Origin of the sequence: Flavobacterium gossypii (assembly GCF_014138495.1) — a bacterium.
Classification (GTDB): Bacteria; Bacteroidota; Bacteroidia; order Flavobacteriales; family Flavobacteriaceae; genus Flavobacterium; species Flavobacterium endophyticum.
On the sequence record NZ_JACJIS010000001.1, the window covers coordinates 505236 to 526731 of the forward strand.

The following is a 21496-nucleotide window of genomic DNA, read 5'->3' on the forward strand; positions in this document are numbered from 1 at the left end:
TTACAACAGACATAAAGACAAGCACCACAAAACAATTGCTTTATTCTAAAGCAAATAGAGCAAAAAACAACCGCGCCCCATGCAGAGTAATGAGTAAAATTTTGTAAGTTAGCACTACCAAACCAGCGCAGCTTAAAAGCAGCCCGACCAAAATACCCCCTATGAAAAAAACACTACTCCTATTTTCTTTTTTAGTGATTTCTGCCGCCGAGGCCCAAACCATGTCCACCGTACTTGCAGGTACAAATACAGGTATAGGTCAATCGCTACACCCTTCCGGAATAGCCATACACGACAATTTTTTATATGCGGGAACGGGTATGAATGCGAACATCATTTATAAAGTAGATCTTTCCCAGTCCAATACTTCCCCGTCAATATTTATATCCGGACTAGGAAAAATTACCGACATTTGTTTCAGAGGTAATTATTTGTATGCATCAGAATACAACCATCCCAATCCAAATCGAATCATAAGAATAGATGTCAGCCAGCCCAATCCTGTAGTTGAAAATGTAGTAGAAATGTATTTGCCAACAGGCCTCACAATCTATAACCAATACCTCTATGCAAGGTCAAAAAACAACATTTTCAGAATTAACCTCGACATGCCCGGCCAAGAACCCGAAGTAATTGCAAGCGACTTAATTGGCTCGGGAACAGTTGGATTGGCAGTCATTGGCAATTATCTTTTTGTTTCAGAACGCGAGCAAGGCAAGCTAGTCAAATACAGCTTAGTGACGCCAAATCCAACAAAAATTGTTGTTGCTACTGGTTTGAGTTCCATAAGCGGAATAGTTAAAGGAGAAACAAATAACATTATTTATGCAGCAATAGGAAGTTCTTCTGGCGAGATCTATAGAGTCAACACAACTAATGGAACCTATACCCTCTTTGTTACAACTCCATTAACAATGAACTGGGATATGCTTTATACAGACAACAAGCTGTATGTTTCAGACGTTGAAGGAAATGAAGTAATAAAAATAGGCGTAAATGCGCTCTCTGTCGATGATGTAGAGGCTAGCAAAATCAAAGCCTACCCAGTGCCTTCGTCAGACATCGTAAACTTTGAAAACTGTACCTTTTTAGGATTGACAGACGTTAGAGGCAAACAGATCGACATCAAAAGCAACAACGCTCAAATTGACATAGCGCCCTTGCCAAGCGGAATATACATTGCAAAAATAGAAGCCGAAGGCAAGACATCCTATAAAAAAATAGTAAAGAACTAATCAAAACCTGCGGTATTCTTTGTGATTCAGCAATCTGATAAACAAGAAGAACAGGCAAAACAATATTAAAAAAATCCCGCCAAAAGCGGGATTTTGTTTTTATTTTCAAGCCTCTAGCAACTATTTTACTATCAAAATAATCCTGATACTAAAAGATTCCTTTCAAAATGAATCGGCTAGGCATTATTCCTATTTTACCATCCGTCAGGTATTATATCTTTCGGGTTTTCTCCGTTTTATTAAAACCTAAAACTCATCCGAATAAATAGTGATTTTAAAAGCCGATAATCATTTACTCCGGAAGTTTTGTCCCCGTAATTTCAAAAGGCAGGCTTACCGTTTGTCCTCCATCTACCAAATTATCCCAAGTAGAATTGGCCACAACAAATTGTTTTGCATTATTCATTCGGCTCGGGTCGTGTGGAAACTGCGGATAAAAATGACCGCCGCTAGAAGTTTTAGATCCCCATTTTATCCAATAAGTCCCTGAGCTAAGAGTAAGATCACTTGCCTGGATCTTCATTTTATAGATTTTTCTAGTAAGGTCATCACTCTGCCCTTGCATAATTCTGTACATTTTCGAATCTTCCGCAGACACATATCGGTTGGTAGTAAGATCGCCATACACCTTTACGGCACCTGCAACAGACGGATCTGAAGAGTAAATCTCAAAATAAAACTCACTCACCGGAAACGTAGCACCCGAAAAACCAGTCTGGTAGGCATAAAAATAAAAATTCTCGATCGTCCATTTTTCACCCGAAGGAATCTGAAAATCGTCGGTAAGCATTCGGTCATTTATCGTTCCATTTAAACCCCAGCTGGTTTGAGGCGTTTTTACTTGGCTCCAAGTATAACCGGCAGGCGAAGTCGTTCCTGCTATAGAAACGGTTCCCGTACTCATCCCCGTAACAGCTCCATAACTAAAAGGTTCGGGTTGCGGGCTGTCGTCATCCTTGCTGCACGAAGCAAAAAACAAGGCCATAACTGCTACTGATAATAATTTCATACTAAATTTAGTGTTCATAATATTCTGGTTTTAAAATTTCTATTTGCAAAAAATAATTGCTGTCATCACCGCTACAGAAATTGTACAAATGGAATACAATCCCTGCCTGATAAAGTTTTGATGCTTCACATATAAAAACAAAGATGTTCACATTGTTCTCCCGAAAAAAACACCAATAGACGAACAACATTTTAAATAGACCAATTGTAAATCCGTTTCCAAATTTTTATGGACAGCTTTACTATGCAAAAAAGAGCTTGCTCCTTTAGAAACTATTTTCATGTCTTTAGAAATTCATTTCACGCCTTTAGAAACTTCTTTCACCCCTTTAGAAATTGATTTCATGCTTTTAGAAACTCTTTTCACGCCTTTAGAAACTTCTTTCGCACCTTTAGAAATTCATTTCATGCCTTTAGAAACTTCTTTCACGCCTTTAGAAATTCATTTCATGCCTTTAGAAACTCTTTTCACGCCTTTAGAAATTCATTTCATGCCTTTAGAAGTTCTTTTCACGCCTTTAGAAACTCTTTTTATGCCTTTAGAAATGCAATCATTTGCTAAAAAAATAACGTCTCCTGTTATCATAAATAACTATATAGCTGTAAGTTAGACTCTGATTTCGCAAGCCCCAGAAAAAAGACATAAATACTTCACAACTACGGTGAGCTATGTCCAATACGATACTATAATTGGTAAAAAAAATGTTAAAACTAGTCGGAAGTAAAAAAAATTATACTACAAAATAAATTTTAACGTTAGAATTCCCTCTAAAAAGTTAGAAAAAATAAAAAACAATCCATTTATTTGCAAAACAAAATATCCAAGACATCAATCAAATCAAAAATTAATTAAAAACATGAAAGTAAAATTTTTAGTAAGCACTTCTATTGTTGCTTTATTTTCAAATTTCGCGTTAGCACAATCAGCTGCCAATACCACATCAGTTAGCGAAATTAAGTTCCTCCCTAAAAAAGTTGTGCAAGACAACACACCAGGTTCCCAATATTTTAATGAGACTTTCCAGCCTGCAAAAATTGGAAATTCAAATGAAATCGTTTTTATACGACACAATGCCTATACAGACGAAATAGAAATTAATATTGACAATGTAACCAAGATTGTCCCTTCTGAATACAGCCCTATCAACCTAACAAACGGTGCTGCATCTTATGAATACGTAGAATATACGACTGAAAAAGAAGCAAGAAAACAAGGCTATTTAAAAACGATAAGCAACAATCAAAAAATAAAAATTTACAAATCAGAAGCCATCTATCGTAAAGCTCCAGTAGAAGCCGATTTAGGATATGGCACCTCTAAGCCAGCTACTTATGCAAAATTAAAAGATGAGTACTTTATAAAAATAGGCGATTCAGAAATAAAACCATTACCTCTAAAGAAAAAGAACATCATTGCTATCCTGCCAGAAAAAGAAAAAGAAATTGCAGCTTTCATTAAAGACAATGATCTTTCGATTTCAGAAGAAGCATCCCTAGTAATGTTAGGCCGTTACATTAATTCACTTATGTAAGACAAATAATGGTTTGCAAACCATACAACATGTATAAATACTACTATAATCCCGCCTTTTGGCGGGATTATTTTTTGTAAAAAATCATCTTTCTGCCTTTTAAAAGTTCCACTAGTGCCAAAAGAATAGGCCTGCTTTTTAACAAAGTAGGAGCCCTCTATAAAAATAATTTGTCCTAAATAACCTCAACCCCTTTAAATTGTTTTAGTAAGTTTGTTAAGCAACCCAAAGAAATAAAAGCAAGCACCCAAAAGCCTGTAAACAAAGGCTATCCGTTTACAAACAACCACAAAAAACAGCATAAACATTGAAAAAAGTAATTTTAGACCTAGCCGTAACCCTAGACGGATTTATCGAAGGCTCTAACGGAGAAATCGATTGGTGCATCCTAGACGACGATATGAATTTTGACGGCTTCTTAGCCAGCATTGACACCATTTTCTATGGCCGCGCAAGCTACGACGCTTGGGGCAACTACCAGCCCGAAGCCGGAGCCAGTCCTGCAGAACAACAACTATGGCAAGCCGTACATTCAAAAAACAAATTCGTTTTTTCCAGCCAGGAAAGACAAGACGATAAGGCCACATTTATAAGTTCCGACATAGCCGACAAAGTAGCAGAAATTAAAAAGCAAGGAGGCAAAGACATATGGCTCTATGGCGGGGCAGGATTAATCAAGTCATTCCTGCAATTAGGCCTTATCGACATCTACAGAATATCTGTGCACCCAATAGCTTTAGGCAGCGGCAAGCCTTTATTTGAAAACCTCAAGCAGCGCGTACCTCTGCGACTGATAAAAACCAATACCTTCAAGTCAGGTGTCGTGCAATTGATTTACGAACAAGCTACATAACCTAAAAACGCTACAAACAGAAAAAATCATCATCAAAAATAGCAAATGAAACAAGCCATTACAATTATCGTAGCCTTTATTATCACGAACGCCTTTTCTCAAAGCCCGAGCAAAATTTTTACCACAGACATCGATAACTTTTGGACAGCTTACGACAGCATCCAAAAGACAAACGATTTTTCTAAAAAGATACACTTTATAGACAAGCTCTATATCGACAAAGGTACCGTAGGACTCAAAGCCTTTATGAAAGCCCGAGACTTCAACGACACCCTTTGGGTAAATCTTATAAACGAATATCCAAAATTTTGGAATTCCATAAGACCTAGTACGCTGACGGCCAAAACCAAAATCCAAGAATTCGACAACGCCATCAGCTCCTTAAGAAAACTCTATCCCGAATTAAAAGACGCTGAAATGTATTTCACAATCGGCGGACTTCGCTCCGGAGGAACCGTAAAAGGAAATATGGTACTTGTGGGTGCCGAAATAGCAACCGGAAATCCTGCAACCGATGTTTCAGAGTTTCAAAACAACTGGCTCAAGAATGTTTTTGCAGAACAGTCGCTAGACAATATCGTTACCCTAAACATCCACGAATACATCCACACACAGCAAATAGGCGACAGGAACAGAGTACTGAGCCAATCCATAAAAGAAGGTGCCTGCGACTTTATTGCAGAATTAACCATGCAACAGCCTCTACAAAGAAAATATTTCACCTACGGAAGAGCCAACGCCGAAAAGATAAAAGAACGCTTCAAAAAAGAAATGTTCTCCAGCAACTTTTCAAACTGGCTGTACAATGGCGGCAGAAAAGGAGAAAGCGCCGATTTAGGCTATTATGTAGGATATGAAATCTGCAAATCCTACTACAACCTTGCAAAAGACAAAAAACAAGCCATCAAAGACATCATTGAACTAAATTACGACAACGATAAAGCAGTCGAAGATTTCCTTTCAAAGTCTGAGTTCTTCAAAGAAAAGATCAATAAATTGAAACTCATAAAAGAATACAAAAAGAACCTGCCTTATATAACAGAAATAAGCCCTTTTAAAAATAATTCCAAAGAAGTCGATCCAAGTTTGACAGCATTGCGAGTGACATTTTCAAAAGAAATGGAACCCGACAACTATTCCATAAACTATTCTAAAAAAGGAAAAGACTTCTTCCCGATAAAAAAAGTAAAAGGTTTTGAAAACAACAACCATACGCTGGTGCTATTAGTTGAACTACAAGCCAACAAAGACTATGAATTCATACTGACCAACAGAAGCTTCAAATCAAAAGACGGATACCCGCTAAAAGAAGAATATCTAGTAAAATTCAAGACAAAATAAAGACACAATCTCATTACATTGCCTCAACAAAAAAATTACCTTATAATCAACTTCATGACCTTCTCCTCATTATACTCAGTTTCATTATAATCTTTAATAGGGAATGACCTTGTTGTTTTATATTTCTTTCCGTCGATATTAATTACGGTAAAATCAACAATAAAATATTGAACATTTAAAGCTTTGAAAGTAGGATAAAAACCAAACTCAAACAAATATTCTATTTCTTCAGCAATATTTTCATCATCTAACTTAGCCCTAAAAGCAGGATCCATATCAGCCCCATTATAATCAATAGTATGAACGACAATCTGTTTTATATTTGAATTGCCATCCTTTTTGGCTTTTACAGTTTGAAAATCTCTATCACCAAACTCCTCTTGCAATTTGGCATTATAAGCTTTGGCCAGTTTATTAATATCGGTAGCTTTTAGCTGTGCAAAAGAACTTGCAGAAACCATAAGCAATAAAAATAGTAGTTTTTTCATCTTTTATTTTTTTGTAAACATACTAGAAATTTATAAATTATCAATGCCTATTCCTTTCAACCTGACCGAAACTAATTTCGACATGATAGTTGCTACATTCTACTTGTTATATCACTAACCGAATCTGATGAAAAAGAAGGATTTACATTAAAATAAAAAAGCCATTCTTTTCAGAACGGCTTTCAATTTATATAGAAAAACGAATTAAAATTTAAAACGTTTTCTGTCTGTTTCAGATAAATAAATCTTTCTCAAACGTAAAGATTTAGGCGTAACCTCAACATACTCATCTTTTTGGATGTATTCTAAAGCTTCCTCAAGAGAGAATTTGATTGCAGGAATAATTCTTGCTTTATCATCAGCTCCAGAAGAACGAACGTTAGAAAGTTTTTTAGTTTTAGTTACGTTAACAGTCATATCATCACTACGAGTGTTTTCACCAATTACTTGGCCTTCATAGATATCCTCATTTGGATCAACGAAGAATTTACCACGATCTTGCAATTTATCAATAGAATAAGGAATTGCTTTTCCGTTCTCCATAGAGATTAATGAACCGTTGTTTCTTCCAGGAATTTCTCCTTTGTATGGTTCATATCCAATGAAACGGTGCGCCATGATAGCTTCACCAGCAGTAGCAGTCAAAAGTTGGTTTCTCAATCCTATGATTCCACGAGATGGAATATTGAATTTCACAATCATTCTTTCTCCTTTACCTTCCATTGAAAGCATTTCACCTTTACGGATAGAAACGAATTCAACAGCTCTACCAGAAAGACTTTCTGGCAAATCGATTGTCAATTCTTCAATTGGCTCACATTTCACACCATCAATTTCTTTGATGATAACTTGTGGCTGTCCAATTTGAAGCTCATACCCCTCTCTTCTCATTGTTTCAATAAGAACAGACAAGTGAAGTACGCCACGACCAAAAACCATGAATTTATCAGCAGAATCAGTTTCACCAACTTTCATTGCCAAGTTTTTCTCTAATTCTTTAGTCAAACGCTCTCTAATATGTCTAGAGGTAACAAATTTACCTTCTTTACCAAAGAAAGGAGAATCGTTAATTGTAAACAACATGCTCATTGTTGGCTCATCAATTGCAATAGTCTGCAATGCTTCTGGGTTTTCAAAATCAGCAACAGTATCGCCAATTTCAAAACCTTCAATCCCAACAATCGCACAGATGTCACCAGCGATAACTTCTTCTACTTTCTTACGTCCAAGACCTTCGAAAGTATGCAATTCTTTGATTCTTGATTTTATGATTTTACCGTCTCTTTTTACTAATGAGATTGGCATTCCTTCTTTTAAAACACCTCTTTCCAAACGACCAATAGCGATACGACCTGTGAAAGAAGAGAAATCTAAAGAGGTAATCAGCATTTGTGGAGTTCCCTCAGAAACTTTAGGAGCTGGTACATTTTTGATTACCATATCTAACAATGGCTCAATGTTTTCAGTTTGGTTTTTCCAATCATCAGACATCCAGTTGTTTTTTGCAGAACCGTAAACCGTTGGGAAATCCAATTGCTCTTCAGTTGCACCCAATTCAAACATCAAGTCAAAAACTTTCTCATGAACTTCTTCTGGGGTACAGTTTTCTTTATCTACTTTATTGATAACAACACAAGGTTTCAATCCCAAATCAATCGCTTTTTGCAAAACGAAACGAGTTTGTGGCATTGGTCCCTCAAAAGCATCTACCAAAAGGCAAACACCATCTGCCATATTTAATACACGCTCTACTTCTCCACCGAAATCCGCGTGACCAGGAGTATCGATAATGTTGATTTTTGTTCCTTTATAAACAACAGAAACGTTTTTAGAAGTAATAGTAATACCTCTTTCACGCTCCAAGTCGTTATTGTCTAGAATCAGATCCCCCGTATTTTCGTTTTCGCGGAAAAGCTGACAATGGTACATAATTTTATCAACCAAAGTAGTTTTACCGTGATCGACGTGGGCAATAATTGCAATGTTTCTGATAGATTCCATCTGATTTTTTTAGAAGGTGCAAATGTACGCATTATTTTGATATAAAAAATGTTTTTTTCAAAGGGCTTAACTTATTCATAATAAGCAATTAACTTATCAATTAAGAATCGATTGAAACGTATTTTTTTTAACATAAATAATCTGAATAAATACTTTTCATTATATTTACATTGAAGACCATTTCCCCATGTACAAACCTTCAAGCAAAATAATCTCCATCTATCTTGCGGTTGGAATCCTTTGGATTTTAATCAGCGACCGATCGTTCGCCTATTTTGGCTTTACCGGCGACTCGATTCTCTTTCAAACTTTGAAAGGTTCAGCTTTCATTGTCATATCCGGCTTTGTCTTCTGGATTATGCTAAGGCGCTATGAAAACAAGAACCAAAAATACCTCAACAAGCTGAAAAGCACGGCCGAAGAGCTCATGCTCTCCAACAAACGTTATACAGTGGTCACGAAAGCCACCAACAATATCATCTGGGATTGGGACTTCAAAAAAGACAAAGTCATCTGGGGCGAATCGCTAAAAAGGATTCTTGGCTATCCCGATCTCGAGAACCACAGCAGTTGGTGGACGGATAAAATCCATCCGGAAGACAAAGCGAGAGTCGCCCAAAAGTTCGATAAATTTCTCGAAACAGCCAATAAGGAAAAATGGTCTGATGAATATCGCATCATCACTGAAACTGGTACAATAAAGCATGTATACGACAGAGGATACCTGTTGTTCAATAAAAAAAGAAAAGCCATCCGCATGATCGGATCGCTGGAAGACATTACCGAAAGAAAAGTAAATGAACAGCGGTTAAAGGAACTCAACATACAAATCAACAAAAGAGTTGAAGAACTGGCACTTTCAAATGCAGAATTGGAACAATTTGCATACATAGCATCACATGATCTTCAAGAACCTTTACGAATGATTACCCGATTCTTGTCGGAAATCCAAAGAAAATATGACGATAAGCTGGACGACAAAGGCAAAGAATACATCCATTATGCAGTAGATGGCGCACATCGGATGCGGAACCTAATTCTTGACTTGCTTGAATATTCAAAAGTTGGAAAATTTGACCAAGAAATCGAGGAAATCGATCTCAATACGCTCATCGAAGAAGTCACTACTTATAACGAAGCTTTTATAAAAGAGAGCAAGGCAGTCATAAAATGGGACAATCTTCCAATAATTAATAACCGAAAAACTCCATTGCAGCTCGTTTTTCAGAATCTTATTGGCAACGCCTTAAAATATCATAAAACCGCTATTGCACCAGAGATAATGATTACGCATGAAGACATGGGAAATCAATGGCTATTTTCAGTAAGCGATAATGGTATCGGAATCGATCCTATGTTCAACGAGAAGATTTTTGTGATTTTCCAAAGGCTCCATGCTAAAAACGAATACTCTGGAACCGGTATAGGTCTTGCCATGTGTAAGAAGATTATTGAAGGACAAGGAGGCAGAATCTGGCTGAAATCGGAGGAAGGACAAGGAAGCACATTTTATTTCACAGTAAGTAAATAGTTTTCTTATATTTGTTAAATTCTAATCTGTGCCCCCATGGAATCAATTGCTATTTTACTGATTGAAGACAACGAAGGCGATATCCTGCTTACAAAAGAGGCATTAGGCCACGGCAGGATAAAAAAAGAAGTTTCAGTCGCAAAAGACGGATGGGAAGCTGTACAGTTCTTGGAAAAAAAGGGAGCCTATGAAAATGCCACAATGCCAGATCTTATTCTTCTGGATGTGAATCTCCCAAAATTAAACGGCCATGAAGTTTTGGCCAGAATAAAATCGAATCCCCAAATTCAACATATTCCAGTAATTATGCTAACCACATCGTCATCAGAAAGCGACATCCTGAAAAGCTATCAAAACCACGTCAATTGCTTTATAACAAAACCTGTCGAAGCGAACAACTTTCTAGATACCATAGCTGCAATTGAAGATTTTTGGATATCAATAGTTCAATTGCCTAAAAAAGACTAACGATGACGTTTCAAAAAGAAGGTATTCATTTTTTAATAATCGAAGACAATCAGGGCGATTTGGTCCTGATCAAAGATTATATAAAAGAAGAATTCCCTGATCCTGTTTTTTATGAGGCGCGAAATCTCAAAGAAGCCAAAAACTTCCTGAATTCGGCAAAAAAAATAGATATTATTCTTTTGGACCTGGTTCTTCCCGATGCAGAAGGCGAAAAGCTTTTTGATGAAATAATTCCGATATCTAGAAATATCCCGATTATCATACTGACAGGCTTTTCGGATAAAGAATTCGGCATTAAGTCGCTTTCCTACGGAGTCTCAGACTATCTTCAAAAAGAATATCTTAATGCACCGTTACTATTCAAGAGCGTGCTTTACAATATCGAACGCAAAAAAATTGCGCAAAAGCTCAGCGATTCTGAAAAGAAATACAAAGATATCTTCCAGCATAGTCCGCTTCCAAAAGCAGTCTACGACATCGAAACATTAGATTTTCTGGATGCCAACGATGCTGCCTTGAGAAAATACGGTTACACCAAAGAGGAATTCCTAAGTCTAAAAGCCTATGCCGTTGTCGCCAAGAAAGATTCTGAAAAAGCTTTCAATCTGGTTAAAGAAATAAGAGAAGACAGCAAATTCATGGAAACTTCCTTCAAGCACATCAAGAAGGATGGAGAGATGATCGATGTCATCACTCAAAGTAATGAGATCAATTTTAACGGAAGAAGAGCCAGACTCGTGTTAGTTACAGATGTCACGGAAAAATTAAAGTCCGAAAAAGAGAATGAACTGACAGAACAACGCTTTCGGGCATTAGTTCAAGATGGATCCGAACTTATCGCTATTCTCGATACGGACGGAGTTTTTACCTACATAAGCCCGAATGTCGAAACAAACTACGGACTGAATCCTAACGACTATATAGGTATTAATGCTTTCGAGCGACTTCATCCGGATGAAATGGAATTTTTCCAGCAAGAGTTTTCCCGTCTGAAAACAGAAAAACGCGTCGCAACACGGCCCTTCCGATATATAGAAATCGACGGTAAATGGCGGTGGCTCGAAGCTAATATCGTCGACATGACCGACAATGCCGCCGTCAACGGAATCGTTCTCAATGCCCGCGATGTTACCGAAAGAATCGAAAATGAGCTAAAAATAAAGGAGAGCAACCTTCGCTACGAAGCCATTGCCAAGGCTACTAGTGACGCTATTTATGAATTTGATACCGTTTCCAAAAAAATCTATATTACAGGATCGAATTACAAAAAGTTATTTGGATTTAATTTTGTAGACCAGCAGTATCTCGATCTGGATTTCTGGGTCTCGCGACTGCATCCCGACGAAAGAGAAGAAGTAAGAGCCAAAATAGCAGCTATCAAGGAAGACGCCTCAGGATCACATTATGAAATTGAGTACCGATTCAGAAAACAAGATGATACCTATGCTTATGTTCTTGATCGTTTTGACCTTATATGGGAAGACGGCAAGCAGATTAAAAAAATAGGAGCGCTTCAAGACATCACGACTCGAAAATTTCAAGAGACCATACTTGCTTTTGAAAAAGATACATATAAGCTCAATGCAGAGCCTAATAAGTCGCTGAAAGAAGTTTTGGAAAAAGTAATCCAAAATATCGAAATTCTCATACCAGGAGCTATATGTTCCATCATTGAGATTAAAAACCACAAGATAAAACACTTTGTAGGCAATTCACTCCCAAAAGGATATATTGAGTCTGTGAGTGAATTCGATATGAAAAAAAGTATTTTCAAAAATGAGAATGCTTTTATTTATGACATCGAAAAAGAGCCGCTCTGCAAAAATTTTGCTCCCGCTGCAACTGCCCATGGCTTAAAATCTTGCTGGTCTATTCCGATTAAGAAGACAGACGGTACCAATCTCGCCAATTTCGTAACGTATTACAAAACCAACAGAGAACCGGATCAAAACGAAATTTATCTTCTTGACAGGATAGCAAACCTAGTAGGCGTGCTAATTGAAAACAGAAGAGCTGGCGAAGAGCTGAAACAAGCTATAGACCGCTATGATATTGTTGCTAAAGCAACCAGCGACACTATCTGGGACTGGAAAATCCAAGAAGACGATTTCCAATGGAATAAAGGAATTCGCAGTGTTTTCGGGTATAGAAAAGACGAAGTCGGTGATACTTCAAAATGGTGGTTCGACCGAATCCATCCCGAAGACAGCCTCAGAGTATCCGTAAAACTTTATAATTTTCTAGAGAAAAAAGTCGAAAAATGGCAAGATGAATACCGTTTCAAATGCTCAGACGGCACTTATAAATACGTTTTTGATCGAGGATTCCTTATAAAAGACAACGATGGAAAACCGATTCGGATGATTGGTTCCATGCAGGATGTCACCAAACAGAAAGAAGAAGAACAGCGCCTAAAACTTCTTGAAACCGTAATCACCCAAGCCAAAGATGCCGTAATAATCACGGAAAACGATACTTCGGAAACTCCGATACCGAAAATCATCTTTGCAAACCAGGCATTCACAGAAATGTCAGGATACAAGGCATCTGAAGTTATTGGAAAATCACCATTGATATTCAGAGGAAAAAATTCTGATGAATCGGAGTTTAAAAAACTCATCAATGCAATCAAGAATGAAGAGGAAACTCAGGTAGAAACTATCAGTTACAGAAAAAATAATGAAGAATATTGGGTCAGTTTTTCAATGATCCCAATCGCAAATAAGGAAGGCCAGCTTTCGCACTGGATTTCAATACAAAGAGATATAACTTTACAGAAAAAGCAAGAAAAAGAGCGCGAGCAACTAATCCGCGAATTGACGCAAAACAACAAAGATTTAAAGCAATTTTCTTACATCACGTCGCATAATCTTAGGGCGCCGCTGTCAAATCTGACTGGGCTTCTTAACCTTATAGAAGACATTCCGATCGAAAATGACGACTTAAAGCTAATACTAAATGGCTTTACAAAATCGACGCATCTTCTCAACGAGACCATAAACGATTTGGTTAAGGTTGTCATTATCAAGGACAATCCTTCCATCCAAAAAGAAGAAGTTTTGTTCAGTGAGGTCTTTGAAAGTGTTTTTGACCAGCTGAGCTATCTCATAAATCTGCATCAGCCGATCTTAAAAATCAATCTCGAAAAAGATTCGCTTTCCTTTATAAACAAAGCTTATCTGGAAAGCATTATGCTGAACTTGCTCACGAATGCCATAAAATATAGAAATCCAGCAAAAAAATTAAAAATAACTATAGCGACAAAGGAGAAACATGATAAGACAATTCTTACCTTTGAAGACAATGGAATAGGAATCGATATTGAGAGAAACAAAGACAAGATATTTGGCCTCTATCAAAGATTTCACAACTATCCGGACAGTAAAGGACTCGGATTGTATCTCGTCAAATCTCAGGTAGAAACAATGGGCGGAACAATAGAAGTCCAAAGCCAGGTGAATAAAGGAACTAAATTTACATTAACATTCAAAAAAGAATAAAATGCTACATAAAATCTTATGTGTGGATGATGATCCAATTACTTTAATGCTCTACAAGATGGTAATTGCCAAGGCATCTTTTACAGAAGAAATAATTACTGCAAAAAACGGACAAGAAGCCCTGGATTATTATAACAACCTAAGAGCGGAAGGCGAATCACAATCTCCGGAACTTATTTTCCTAGACCTGAACATGCCGGTCATGGGAGGATGGGAATTTCTGGATAATTTCACCAAATCCGAATATCAAGAATTCAATACCAAGACAAAAGTAATCGTGCTTTCATCTACTATCGATCCGACTGACATCGAAAAATCCAAGACGTATTCGATTGTGATTGATTTCTTGTCAAAGCCTATCACTAAGGAAATGCTGGAAGACCTAAAAGATAGATTATAAAAAAAGCTCTCAATCGAGAGCTTTTTTATTTGAATCAGTGAAATGTGCTAATTATTGATTTTTATTTTTATCAACTGTCCTCCTATCAGCTCGCCATTTTCTGAATATTGTTCCACTAAAAACTGGTTTACATTTCGTCTAAACAATGGCTGTTTATCATTTTTTCTTGGATTTCTTTTCTGCTCGGAAAGGTTAAATATGATTGATACTATTTCGCCCCTCTCCATCTTTACACCCTTTATTTCCACGCCATTTTCTGCAACTACATACTCTCTTTCTGTAGGCTCAAGACCTTTAGTGCCACGTATGTCTTCGACATTTTTCAAGAAGGTACTTCTCTTATCGATTCCCACTTTGGTATTTCCGAAAGTCTTGCCTTGATATGGTTTTATCTTGATTGTATATTTTTGGGCCGTTCTTCCATAATTTGCCAGAAGTACAGAATTTTTATGACTGGCCCCATCAGCATCGGTAACCGACACATTTTTCCATACAATATTATTGTTATTTTTCACATTGTTTAAAAGATTAGAGGTTTCGGCAACAGCCATTCCAAAAGGAGCTGTTGTAGCAGTTTCTATTCTAGACAAAAGACAGAAGTGATTTTGATCTGCTCCAAAAGCGGAGTATTCGCTTGGATCAGGTGCCGTCCATGGAAATTCTAAAATCACGAATCCATTTCCAGCTACCGCTCCGGTAGGCTTGCTCCCTATTGAATTACCCATTAATGCAGGCGATGTTACGCTGCCGTCCCAAGGAGAAGGCCATGCTAATCCTGAAGACGCTTTTGCCCAATACAACTTCACATTTGCAGCAGTAGACGGCGAACATCCTTTATTTCTCACTCGCACATATACATAGTTTGTCTGCTCTCCTATTGGGTTTTGATGCTCTTGATTCGTGAGTCCGTCGTTAGTATTTCGTATCCAGATATCATCCGTCAGGTAAAATACTGGAGATTCGTTATTCGCTTCATTACCTACGTCTTCATCGGTATCTTTGCTGAATAAATCTGCCGAGGCAGCAGCCGGAGGAGGCAAAGCGCCCAAAGAGGAAGCCAAAGACGCTCTTGTCGTCCAGAATGTAGCATCCATTCTTTCTGACTGTCCATTTGTAAATAGGTACATACAGGCATCATCGGTATAATCCATAAAATTCATGAACATATCGCCATTAGGCCCGTTTGAGCAAGAAACATGAGGAAAAGACGGGCAGCCATAGTTTTCTATTGCTTGAACTGGAGTATCTGTAACAGCATCGTCTGCAGAGCATTCATCCGGATCGCCTGTATCATCACCCCAGATATGCCTTAAATTTAGCCAATGTCCTATTTCGTGTGTAGCAGTTCTTCCTAAATTGTAAGGAGCAGCCACTGTCCCAGTCGATCCAAAACAAGTAAAATCCATCACAACACCATCTTCAAGGGGACGAGTAGTCATATCTGCCGGAAAACTAGCATATCCCAATAATGTACCGCTCAGATTGCATACCCAAATGTTCAGGTATCTGTCGCTCGGCCAGGCATCATCACCTCCGGAAGAATTAAATTTTACAGGATTTCTTACGGTTGCAACACTAGAATTTGTATGAGTGAAAGAGGCTGTTGTCGTGCTTTTTCTGATAATACCTGTTGTAGGATTACAATTCGGATCTCTTCTCGCCAAAGCAAACTGGAAATGCGTATCGGAAGCCATCCCTGTAAAGGCTGCAGGGCCACCTGGAATTTCAGTACTCAATCTTCTATAATCCCTATTCAGCACATCTATCTGGCTTTGGATCTGAGCATCCGAAACATTTTGCGTAGCATTATTATACACTACATGCACAACTACTGGAATGGTCACATTGGTGCTTCTAAAGTCAAATTTGTTGCCTCTCATTTTTCGAGTATATTCTAAAATGAGGCTTTCAAGTTTTTTTTCTTCCCTAGCAAAAACATTGTCCTTGCTGAGTCTTTCTTTATAAAAATCTTCGGTACCACAATCTCTCTTGGTTGTGACAGGCTTTACTGGATCACAAGCCGACAGAATACAAAGCCCCATCAGCGTTGCCATTAAAAACATTTTTTTCATACTACACTATTTTATATTCCCTACTCTATAAGCTTTTCGGTTAACGCTTTTTACATAATTCCTTACCGGTAATACTTAGGAAACAGGAAATAATCCCATCTCAACTAGCTGTTACAAAGTTGAAGAATCGGGAAATAGTGAGAAGAAGGCAAAAAGCCCAAATTTAAAAGTAAATACCCTGTTTTTTAATGGTACCAAAACCTGCAGAAAGAAAGGGCGTAAAACAAAAAAATCCCGAATGAACACATCGGGAATGAAGGGTGTAAAATAAAAAAGCCCTCAAGAGAGGGCTTTCAATATAAAGTAGATTCAGTATCTAATTAAAGAGCTGAAACATGTTTAGTCAATTTAGATTTTAAATTGGAAGCTTTATTATTGTGGATAATATTTTTCTTAGCCAATTTGTCAATCATAGAGATTACACCAGATAATTTTGCAGAAGCATCTGATTTATCTGTAGCTAGACGTAAAGCTTTAATAGCGTTACGAGTAGTTTTGTGTTGGTATCTGTTTAATACTCTTCTCTTTTCGTTGCTTCTGATTCTTTTTAGAGCTGACTTATGATTTGCCATTTTCTTTCCTTTTTTTCTTTAATGTTTTTTTGTAGTCCGTAGGGGAATCGAACCCCTGTTACCAGGATGAAAACCTGGCGTCCTAACCCCTAGACGAACGGACCTTGAATCCTTCTAAGTTAGTTTATTCCAATAAACTTTGAACTTGTAGCCCGTGGGGGAATCGAACCCCCCTTACCAGGATGAAAACCTGGCGTCCTAACCGATAGACGAACGGGCCTTGCTTCTCTAATGCGGATGCAAAAATACAACTATTTTTTATTCGCACAATAGCTACCGTAATTTTTTTTTATTTTTTTTAGTACGCCTTAGCAAAAAGTACTCTTCCGACAGAAGGTTTTCCAGTAAACACACAGCTTCCAGCCTCTTCTACTCTGTCTAAAGCAATACATCTGATGGTTGCTTTAGTCAAGTCTTTGATTTTTTCTTCTGTATCTGGAGTTCCGTCCCAATGTGCTGCTACAAAGCCTCCTTTGTTTTCTAAAACGTCTTTGAACTCGTCGAAAGAATTTACTTCCGTGATATGTGTGTTTCTGTAATCCAATGCTTTATTGAACAAATCTTCTTGGATTTTTTCTAGCAAATCACTTACATAGTTTACGATTCCGTCTTTCAAGACAACTTCTTTCGATAATGTATCTCGTCTTGCTACCTCAAATGTCCCGTTTTCTAAATCTTTCGGACCGATTGCAACACGAACAGGAACGCCTTTCAATTCCCACTCAGCAAATTTGAAACCTGGCTTTTGAGTAGTCCTGTCGTCAAACTTCACGGAAATTCTTAGTTTTCGGAATTGCGACACCAACGTAGTAGCAGCTTCCGTTATCGCGGCAAATTCTTCATCTGTCTTATATATAGGAACGATAACTACTTGAATCGGAGCTAAATTCGGAGGCAAAACCAATCCGTTATCATCAGAATGCGTCATAACCAAAGCACCCATCAGACGCGTTGAAACACCCCATGATGTACCCCACACGTGTTCTTGTTTTCCTTCTGCATTTGCGAATTTAACATCGAAAGCTTTAGCAAAGTTTTGTCCTAAAAAGTGAGAAGTTCCAGCTTGTAGCGCTTTTCCATCCTGCATCAAGGCTTCAATGCAATAGGTTTCTTCTGCTCCAGCAAAACGTTCCGTTTCCGTTTTCAATCCTTTTATAACCGGGATGGCCATAAAATTCTGCACAAAATCAGCATATACATTCATCATTTGTTCTGATTCTGCTATGGCTTCGCTTCGAGTAGCATGAGCAGTATGCCCTTCTTGCCATAAGAATTCAGCAGTCCTCAAAAACAAACGCGTCCTCATTTCCCAGCGGACAACATTGGCCCATTGGTTAATCAGCAGCGGCAAGTCTCTATAGGACTGCACCCATCCTTTATAGGTAGACCAAATGATTGCTTCACTGGTCGGACGAACAATCAGTTCTTCTTCCAGCTTGGCATTAGGATCCACCATCAATTTTCCAGGCTTGTCTGGATCATTTTTTAATCTATAGTGAGTGACGATCGCACATTCTTTAGCAAAACCTTCGGCATTTTTTTCTTCGGCCTCAAACATGCTCTTGGGCACAAACAGTGGGAAATAGGCGTTCTGGTGTCCAGTCTCTTTGAACATCCTGTCTAATTCTGCCTGCATCTTTTCCCAGATTGCATAACCGTATGGTTTGATGACCATACAGCCTCTAACCCCAGAATTTTCGGCTAAATCTGCTTTTACTACCAGCTCGTTATACCACTTGGAATAATCTTCTGATCTTTTTGTAAGGTTCTTACTCATATTGAATAGTTTGGCACAAATATTGTTTAACTTTATTTAACTATATAATTCAGCAAAACTAACTATTTTTGTATTGTCCAACAATAAAATTGCTCTAGATATGAAAACTTATTATTTTTCTCAAAAATCAGCCTCCATTTATTCATTGATTGGACTGCTGACAATTCTGATGACTTCTTGCGGGTCTTATCAGAATTCATCTTATTATGATTCCGACGGAGTGTATAACAACAACGAAAGAAGATCAAATAACAATACTGCCAGCAACGAGCAAAGCAGCAATGGATATCAGGAATATTTCAGGTCTTTGCAAGAGGATCCTGAAGTTTTCACAGAACCAGACAACTATCAATCTCCTTCTTATAACGGCCAAGTAAACGATTCTACTTATGTAGCCACAACAGGATATCCTGCTTGGGGCAGCAGCTCAGAAAACGTGACTGTAAATATCTATGATAACAGCTGGGGCTGGAACAACTGGTACGGACCAGGCTGGGGCTGGGGTCTTGGATGGGGCGGCTGGTATGGCGGCTGGGGCTGGAATAGTTGGTATGGTCCAAGCTGGGGACTTGGCTGGGGCTGGGGAGGCTGGTACGGAGGTCCGTATTATGGAGGCTGGAACCACTGGCACAACCATGGATACTACAACAACTACGCGTATTCTAACGGCAGAAGAAGCAATTACGCTAACAGCAGCTTCGGAAGAAACAACTATTACAGAGGAAACGCAGCTAGAAGCAATAGAAGCAACAGCGCTTACAATACTTCTTCAAGAAGAACTGATGCAAATTATTCGACTAGAAATTCTACAAGATACAACACGAATACGAGCACGCGTAACAGCAATGCAACTACAAGAGATTATAACACGACAAGAAACAGCTATAATACTACAAGAAATAGCAGCAACAACAATTACAGCACTCCGACTCGAAGCAACAACTCTACGAGAAGCCAAAATGTAGCACCATCAAGATCGTACAGCAGCCCAAGCTCAAGCGGCGGCGGAAGATCGTCAGGAGGAGGCTCCTACGGCGGCGGAGGAAGATCTGGCGGCGGTGGCGGCGGACGAAGAGGATAACTACAAAATTTAATGATGCAAAATGCCTATGTCTAGACGTAAAAGTTATAGCATAGGTATTTTTTTGAACCCCTAAGAAAAAATTAACCCTATGAAAAAGTACTTTTTATTTATGATCACGGGACTTGCTTTAAGTTCTGCTCAGGCTCAAGAAGTTTCTGATGCCATGAGGTATGCTCAAGATAATCTGACAGGAACTGCTCGCTTTAGAGGAATGAGTGGCGCCTTTGGAGCTCTTGGTGGCGATTTTTCATCTATCGGTGTCAATCCTGCCGGAGGTGCCGTATTCACGACCAACCAAATTGCAATCACGCTCAGCAATTACAGTACAAGCAACAAATCGAGCTATTTTGGAACCACTACAAAAGAAAACGATAATACTTTCGACCTGAATCAAATAGGTGCCATTTGGGTTTTTCAAAACGAAAATACGTCAAGCAATTGGAAAAAATTTACTGTTGCAGCCAATTACGAGAACCAATCTAATTTCGATAACCAGTTCCATGCGGCAGGCTACAACCCGACAAATTCGGTATCGCAATATTTTTTAAGCCATGCTAATGGAATTCCGTTAGCTGATATTACAGGCCAGCCTTTTGGAGCAATGACCTACAGACAGCAACAAGCCTTCTTTGGTTATGATGGTTACCTAATCAATCCGGCTGTTAACACTGGAAACAACACAGCTTACACCTCGAATACTCCTGCAGGCGGCAATTATTTTCAAGAAAATTTTATTGAAACTACAGGCTATAACGGAAAGCTTTCCTTCAATGGGGGCGTGCAATATACAGACCGATTCTATTTCGGACTTAGCCTGAATTCGCATTTTACAGATTACACGCGCGTGAGTAATTTCTATGAAGATTATTTAGACACACCAGGTAATAATCCAAATTCTGGACCTCAGGCGTTACGCTTCCGCAATGAATTGTACACCTATGGAAACGGCTTTTCTTTTCAAGTCGGAGCAATTGCAAAAGTCACATCGGAACTCCGCATCGGACTTGCTTATGAATCGCCAACATGGTTCCGTCTGAACGAAGAATTATATCAAAATTTAGTTGTGGACTGCCCAGACTGCGGAACAGGAAATCCCGTAATTGTTGACCCGAATCTTACGATTATCTATCCGTCATACAGATTACAGACTCCTGGGAAATATACAGGAAGTTTAGCCTATGTTTTCGGACAATACGGACTAATTAGCATTGATTATGCCATGAAAGATTACAGCAATACCCGATTCAAGCCAAGCAGCGACTTCCGTGAAACCAATGCACAGCTCGAATCATTATTAGACGTAACTTCAGAAGTGTGCGTTGGTGCTGAAGCCCGAGCCAAACAATGGAGTTTTAGAGGTGGATATCGCTTTGAACAAAGCCCTTATAAAAACGGAAAAACAGTTGGTGACCTTCAAGGGTTTTCTGCCGGACTCGGTTATAATTTTGGAGGAACTAGATTAGATGCCGCTTATTCTTACTCTAAAAGAGATATGCAGCAGACCTTTTTCTCGCAAGGGCTTATTGACCCTACAACAGTCAAATCGGTCAATAATAACGTAACGCTTACTTTGCTATTTGATCTATAAATCAATTTTACTTGATAAAAAAAGCATCCTTTATCGGATGCTTTTT

At 38.4% G+C, this 21496-nt stretch carries 17 protein-coding genes and 2 tRNA genes; 11 read left to right on the top strand and 8 right to left on the bottom strand.

The window, feature by feature from the left end; all coding sequences use genetic code 11:
* Positions 1-161 precede the first annotated feature (161 nt).
* Positions 162-1235: a T9SS type A sorting domain-containing protein gene (locus GGR22_RS02475; protein WP_121374816.1), complete on the top strand. Its 1074-nt coding sequence runs from the start codon at positions 162-164 to the stop codon at positions 1233-1235.
* 292 nt (positions 1236-1527) lie between these two features.
* On the opposite strand, the gene GGR22_RS02480 is transcribed toward GGR22_RS02475, so the two are convergent.
* On the bottom strand, positions 1528-2262 hold the full coding sequence (locus tag GGR22_RS02480; protein ID WP_182492429.1) for a hypothetical protein: 735 nt from the start codon (positions 2260-2262) through the stop codon (positions 1528-1530).
* Positions 2263-2524: 262 nt separating this feature from the next.
* Here GGR22_RS02480 and GGR22_RS02485 point away from each other — a divergent pair, with 262 nt between their 5' ends.
* From GGR22_RS02485 to GGR22_RS02500, 4 genes are all read left to right on the top strand, one after another.
* The gene (locus GGR22_RS02485; RefSeq protein ID WP_182492430.1) at positions 2525-2854 is read left to right on the top strand and encodes a hypothetical protein; all 330 of its coding nucleotides are present in this window, start codon (positions 2525-2527) and stop codon (positions 2852-2854) included.
* 246 nt (positions 2855-3100) lie between these two features.
* On the top strand, positions 3101-3775 hold the full coding sequence (locus GGR22_RS02490; protein WP_121374822.1) for a hypothetical protein: 675 nt from the start codon (positions 3101-3103) through the stop codon (positions 3773-3775).
* A gap of 307 nt (positions 3776-4082) precedes the next feature.
* On the top strand, positions 4083-4628 hold the full coding sequence (locus GGR22_RS02495) for a dihydrofolate reductase family protein (RefSeq protein WP_182492431.1): 546 nt from the start codon (positions 4083-4085) through the stop codon (positions 4626-4628).
* A gap of 45 nt (positions 4629-4673) precedes the next feature.
* Positions 4674-5969: an Ig-like domain-containing protein gene (locus tag GGR22_RS02500; RefSeq protein WP_182492432.1), complete on the top strand. Its 1296-nt coding sequence runs from the start codon at positions 4674-4676 to the stop codon at positions 5967-5969.
* A gap of 35 nt (positions 5970-6004) precedes the next feature.
* Here the strand turns inward: GGR22_RS02500 and GGR22_RS02505 are convergent, their stop codons facing one another.
* A complete protein-coding gene (locus GGR22_RS02505; RefSeq protein WP_182492433.1) occupies positions 6005-6457 on the bottom strand; it encodes a hypothetical protein in 453 nt (150 codons plus the stop codon).
* A gap of 204 nt (positions 6458-6661) precedes the next feature.
* Positions 6662-8458, bottom strand: a complete 1797-nt coding sequence (typA, locus tag GGR22_RS02510) for a translational GTPase TypA (RefSeq protein WP_121374826.1) — start codon at positions 8456-8458, stop codon at positions 6662-6664.
* Between the two features lie 187 nt (positions 8459-8645).
* Between typA and GGR22_RS02515 the strand changes: the two genes are divergently transcribed.
* The 4 genes from GGR22_RS02515 to GGR22_RS02530 are packed head-to-tail and all read left to right on the top strand — an operon-like array spanning position 8646 to position 14357.
* Positions 8646-9989: a sensor histidine kinase gene (locus GGR22_RS02515; RefSeq protein WP_121374827.1), complete on the top strand. Its 1344-nt coding sequence runs from the start codon at positions 8646-8648 to the stop codon at positions 9987-9989.
* 36 nt (positions 9990-10025) lie between these two features.
* Positions 10026-10457 (top strand): response regulator, encoded by a 432-nt coding sequence (locus GGR22_RS02520; RefSeq protein WP_121374828.1) that lies wholly within the window; start codon positions 10026-10028, stop codon positions 10455-10457.
* A 2-nt stretch (positions 10458-10459) separates the two neighbouring features.
* Positions 10460-13957 (top strand): PAS domain S-box protein, encoded by a 3498-nt coding sequence (locus tag GGR22_RS02525; RefSeq protein ID WP_182492434.1) that lies wholly within the window; start codon positions 10460-10462, stop codon positions 13955-13957.
* 1 nt (position 13958) lies between these two features.
* Positions 13959-14357, top strand: coding sequence for a response regulator (locus GGR22_RS02530; RefSeq protein ID WP_182492435.1), 399 nt, complete (start codon positions 13959-13961; stop codon positions 14355-14357).
* 47 nt (positions 14358-14404) lie between these two features.
* Here the strand turns inward: GGR22_RS02530 and GGR22_RS02535 are convergent, their stop codons facing one another.
* From GGR22_RS02535 to proS, 5 genes are all read right to left on the bottom strand, one after another.
* The gene (locus tag GGR22_RS02535; protein WP_220477622.1) at positions 14405-16429 is read right to left on the bottom strand and encodes a zinc metalloprotease; all 2025 of its coding nucleotides are present in this window, start codon (positions 16427-16429) and stop codon (positions 14405-14407) included.
* A 320-nt stretch (positions 16430-16749) separates the two neighbouring features.
* Positions 16750-17001: a 30S ribosomal protein S20 gene (rpsT, locus tag GGR22_RS02540; RefSeq protein ID WP_121374831.1), complete on the bottom strand. Its 252-nt coding sequence runs from the start codon at positions 16999-17001 to the stop codon at positions 16750-16752.
* Positions 17002-17033: 32 nt separating this feature from the next.
* Positions 17034-17105 (bottom strand) — tRNA-Glu (locus GGR22_RS02545).
* Positions 17106-17149: 44 nt separating this feature from the next.
* Positions 17150-17221 (bottom strand) — tRNA-Glu (locus GGR22_RS02550).
* 78 nt (positions 17222-17299) lie between these two features.
* Positions 17300-18778, bottom strand: a complete 1479-nt coding sequence (gene proS, locus GGR22_RS02555) for a proline--tRNA ligase (protein ID WP_182492436.1) — start codon at positions 18776-18778, stop codon at positions 17300-17302.
* A 100-nt stretch (positions 18779-18878) separates the two neighbouring features.
* On the opposite strand from proS, the gene GGR22_RS02560 reads away from it, so the two are divergent.
* Positions 18879-19859 (top strand): hypothetical protein, encoded by a 981-nt coding sequence (locus GGR22_RS02560; RefSeq protein ID WP_182492437.1) that lies wholly within the window; start codon positions 18879-18881, stop codon positions 19857-19859.
* Between the two features lie 91 nt (positions 19860-19950).
* Positions 19951-21450 carry an OmpP1/FadL family transporter gene (locus tag GGR22_RS02565; RefSeq protein ID WP_182492438.1) on the top strand — a complete coding sequence of 500 codons (1500 nt, stop codon included), beginning with the start codon at positions 19951-19953 and terminating at the stop codon, positions 21448-21450.
* Positions 21451-21496 lie beyond the last annotated feature (46 nt).

Bases quoted from the DNA above. Each gene is read 5' to 3' on its own strand.
- GGR22_RS02515 (WP_121374827.1), top strand. From the start codon at position 8,646: ATGTACAAACCTTCAAGCAAAATAATCTCCATCTATCTTGCGGTTGGA.
- GGR22_RS02480 (WP_182492429.1), bottom strand. From the start codon at position 2,262: ATGAACACTAAATTTAGTATGAAATTATTATCAGTAGCAGTTATGGCC.
- GGR22_RS02530 (WP_182492435.1), top strand. From the start codon at position 13,959: ATGCTACATAAAATCTTATGTGTGGATGATGATCCAATTACTTTAATG.
- proS (WP_182492436.1), bottom strand. From the start codon at position 18,778: ATGAGTAAGAACCTTACAAAAAGATCAGAAGATTATTCCAAGTGGTAT.
- GGR22_RS02535 (WP_220477622.1), bottom strand. From the start codon at position 16,429: ATGAAAAAAATGTTTTTAATGGCAACGCTGATGGGGCTTTGTATTCTG.
- rpsT (WP_121374831.1), bottom strand. From the start codon at position 17,001: ATGGCAAATCATAAGTCAGCTCTAAAAAGAATCAGAAGCAACGAAAAG.
- GGR22_RS02525 (WP_182492434.1), top strand. From the start codon at position 10,460: ATGACGTTTCAAAAAGAAGGTATTCATTTTTTAATAATCGAAGACAAT.
- GGR22_RS02485 (WP_182492430.1), top strand. From the start codon at position 2,525: ATGTCTTTAGAAATTCATTTCACGCCTTTAGAAACTTCTTTCACCCCT.
- GGR22_RS02490 (WP_121374822.1), top strand. From the start codon at position 3,101: ATGAAAGTAAAATTTTTAGTAAGCACTTCTATTGTTGCTTTATTTTCA.
- GGR22_RS02565 (WP_182492438.1), top strand. From the start codon at position 19,951: ATGAAAAAGTACTTTTTATTTATGATCACGGGACTTGCTTTAAGTTCT.
- GGR22_RS02500 (WP_182492432.1), top strand. From the start codon at position 4,674: ATGAAACAAGCCATTACAATTATCGTAGCCTTTATTATCACGAACGCC.
- GGR22_RS02505 (WP_182492433.1), bottom strand. From the start codon at position 6,457: ATGAAAAAACTACTATTTTTATTGCTTATGGTTTCTGCAAGTTCTTTT.
- GGR22_RS02475 (WP_121374816.1), top strand. From the start codon at position 162: ATGAAAAAAACACTACTCCTATTTTCTTTTTTAGTGATTTCTGCCGCC.
- GGR22_RS02520 (WP_121374828.1), top strand. From the start codon at position 10,026: ATGGAATCAATTGCTATTTTACTGATTGAAGACAACGAAGGCGATATC.
- GGR22_RS02560 (WP_182492437.1), top strand. From the start codon at position 18,879: ATGAAAACTTATTATTTTTCTCAAAAATCAGCCTCCATTTATTCATTG.
- typA (WP_121374826.1), bottom strand. From the start codon at position 8,458: ATGGAATCTATCAGAAACATTGCAATTATTGCCCACGTCGATCACGGT.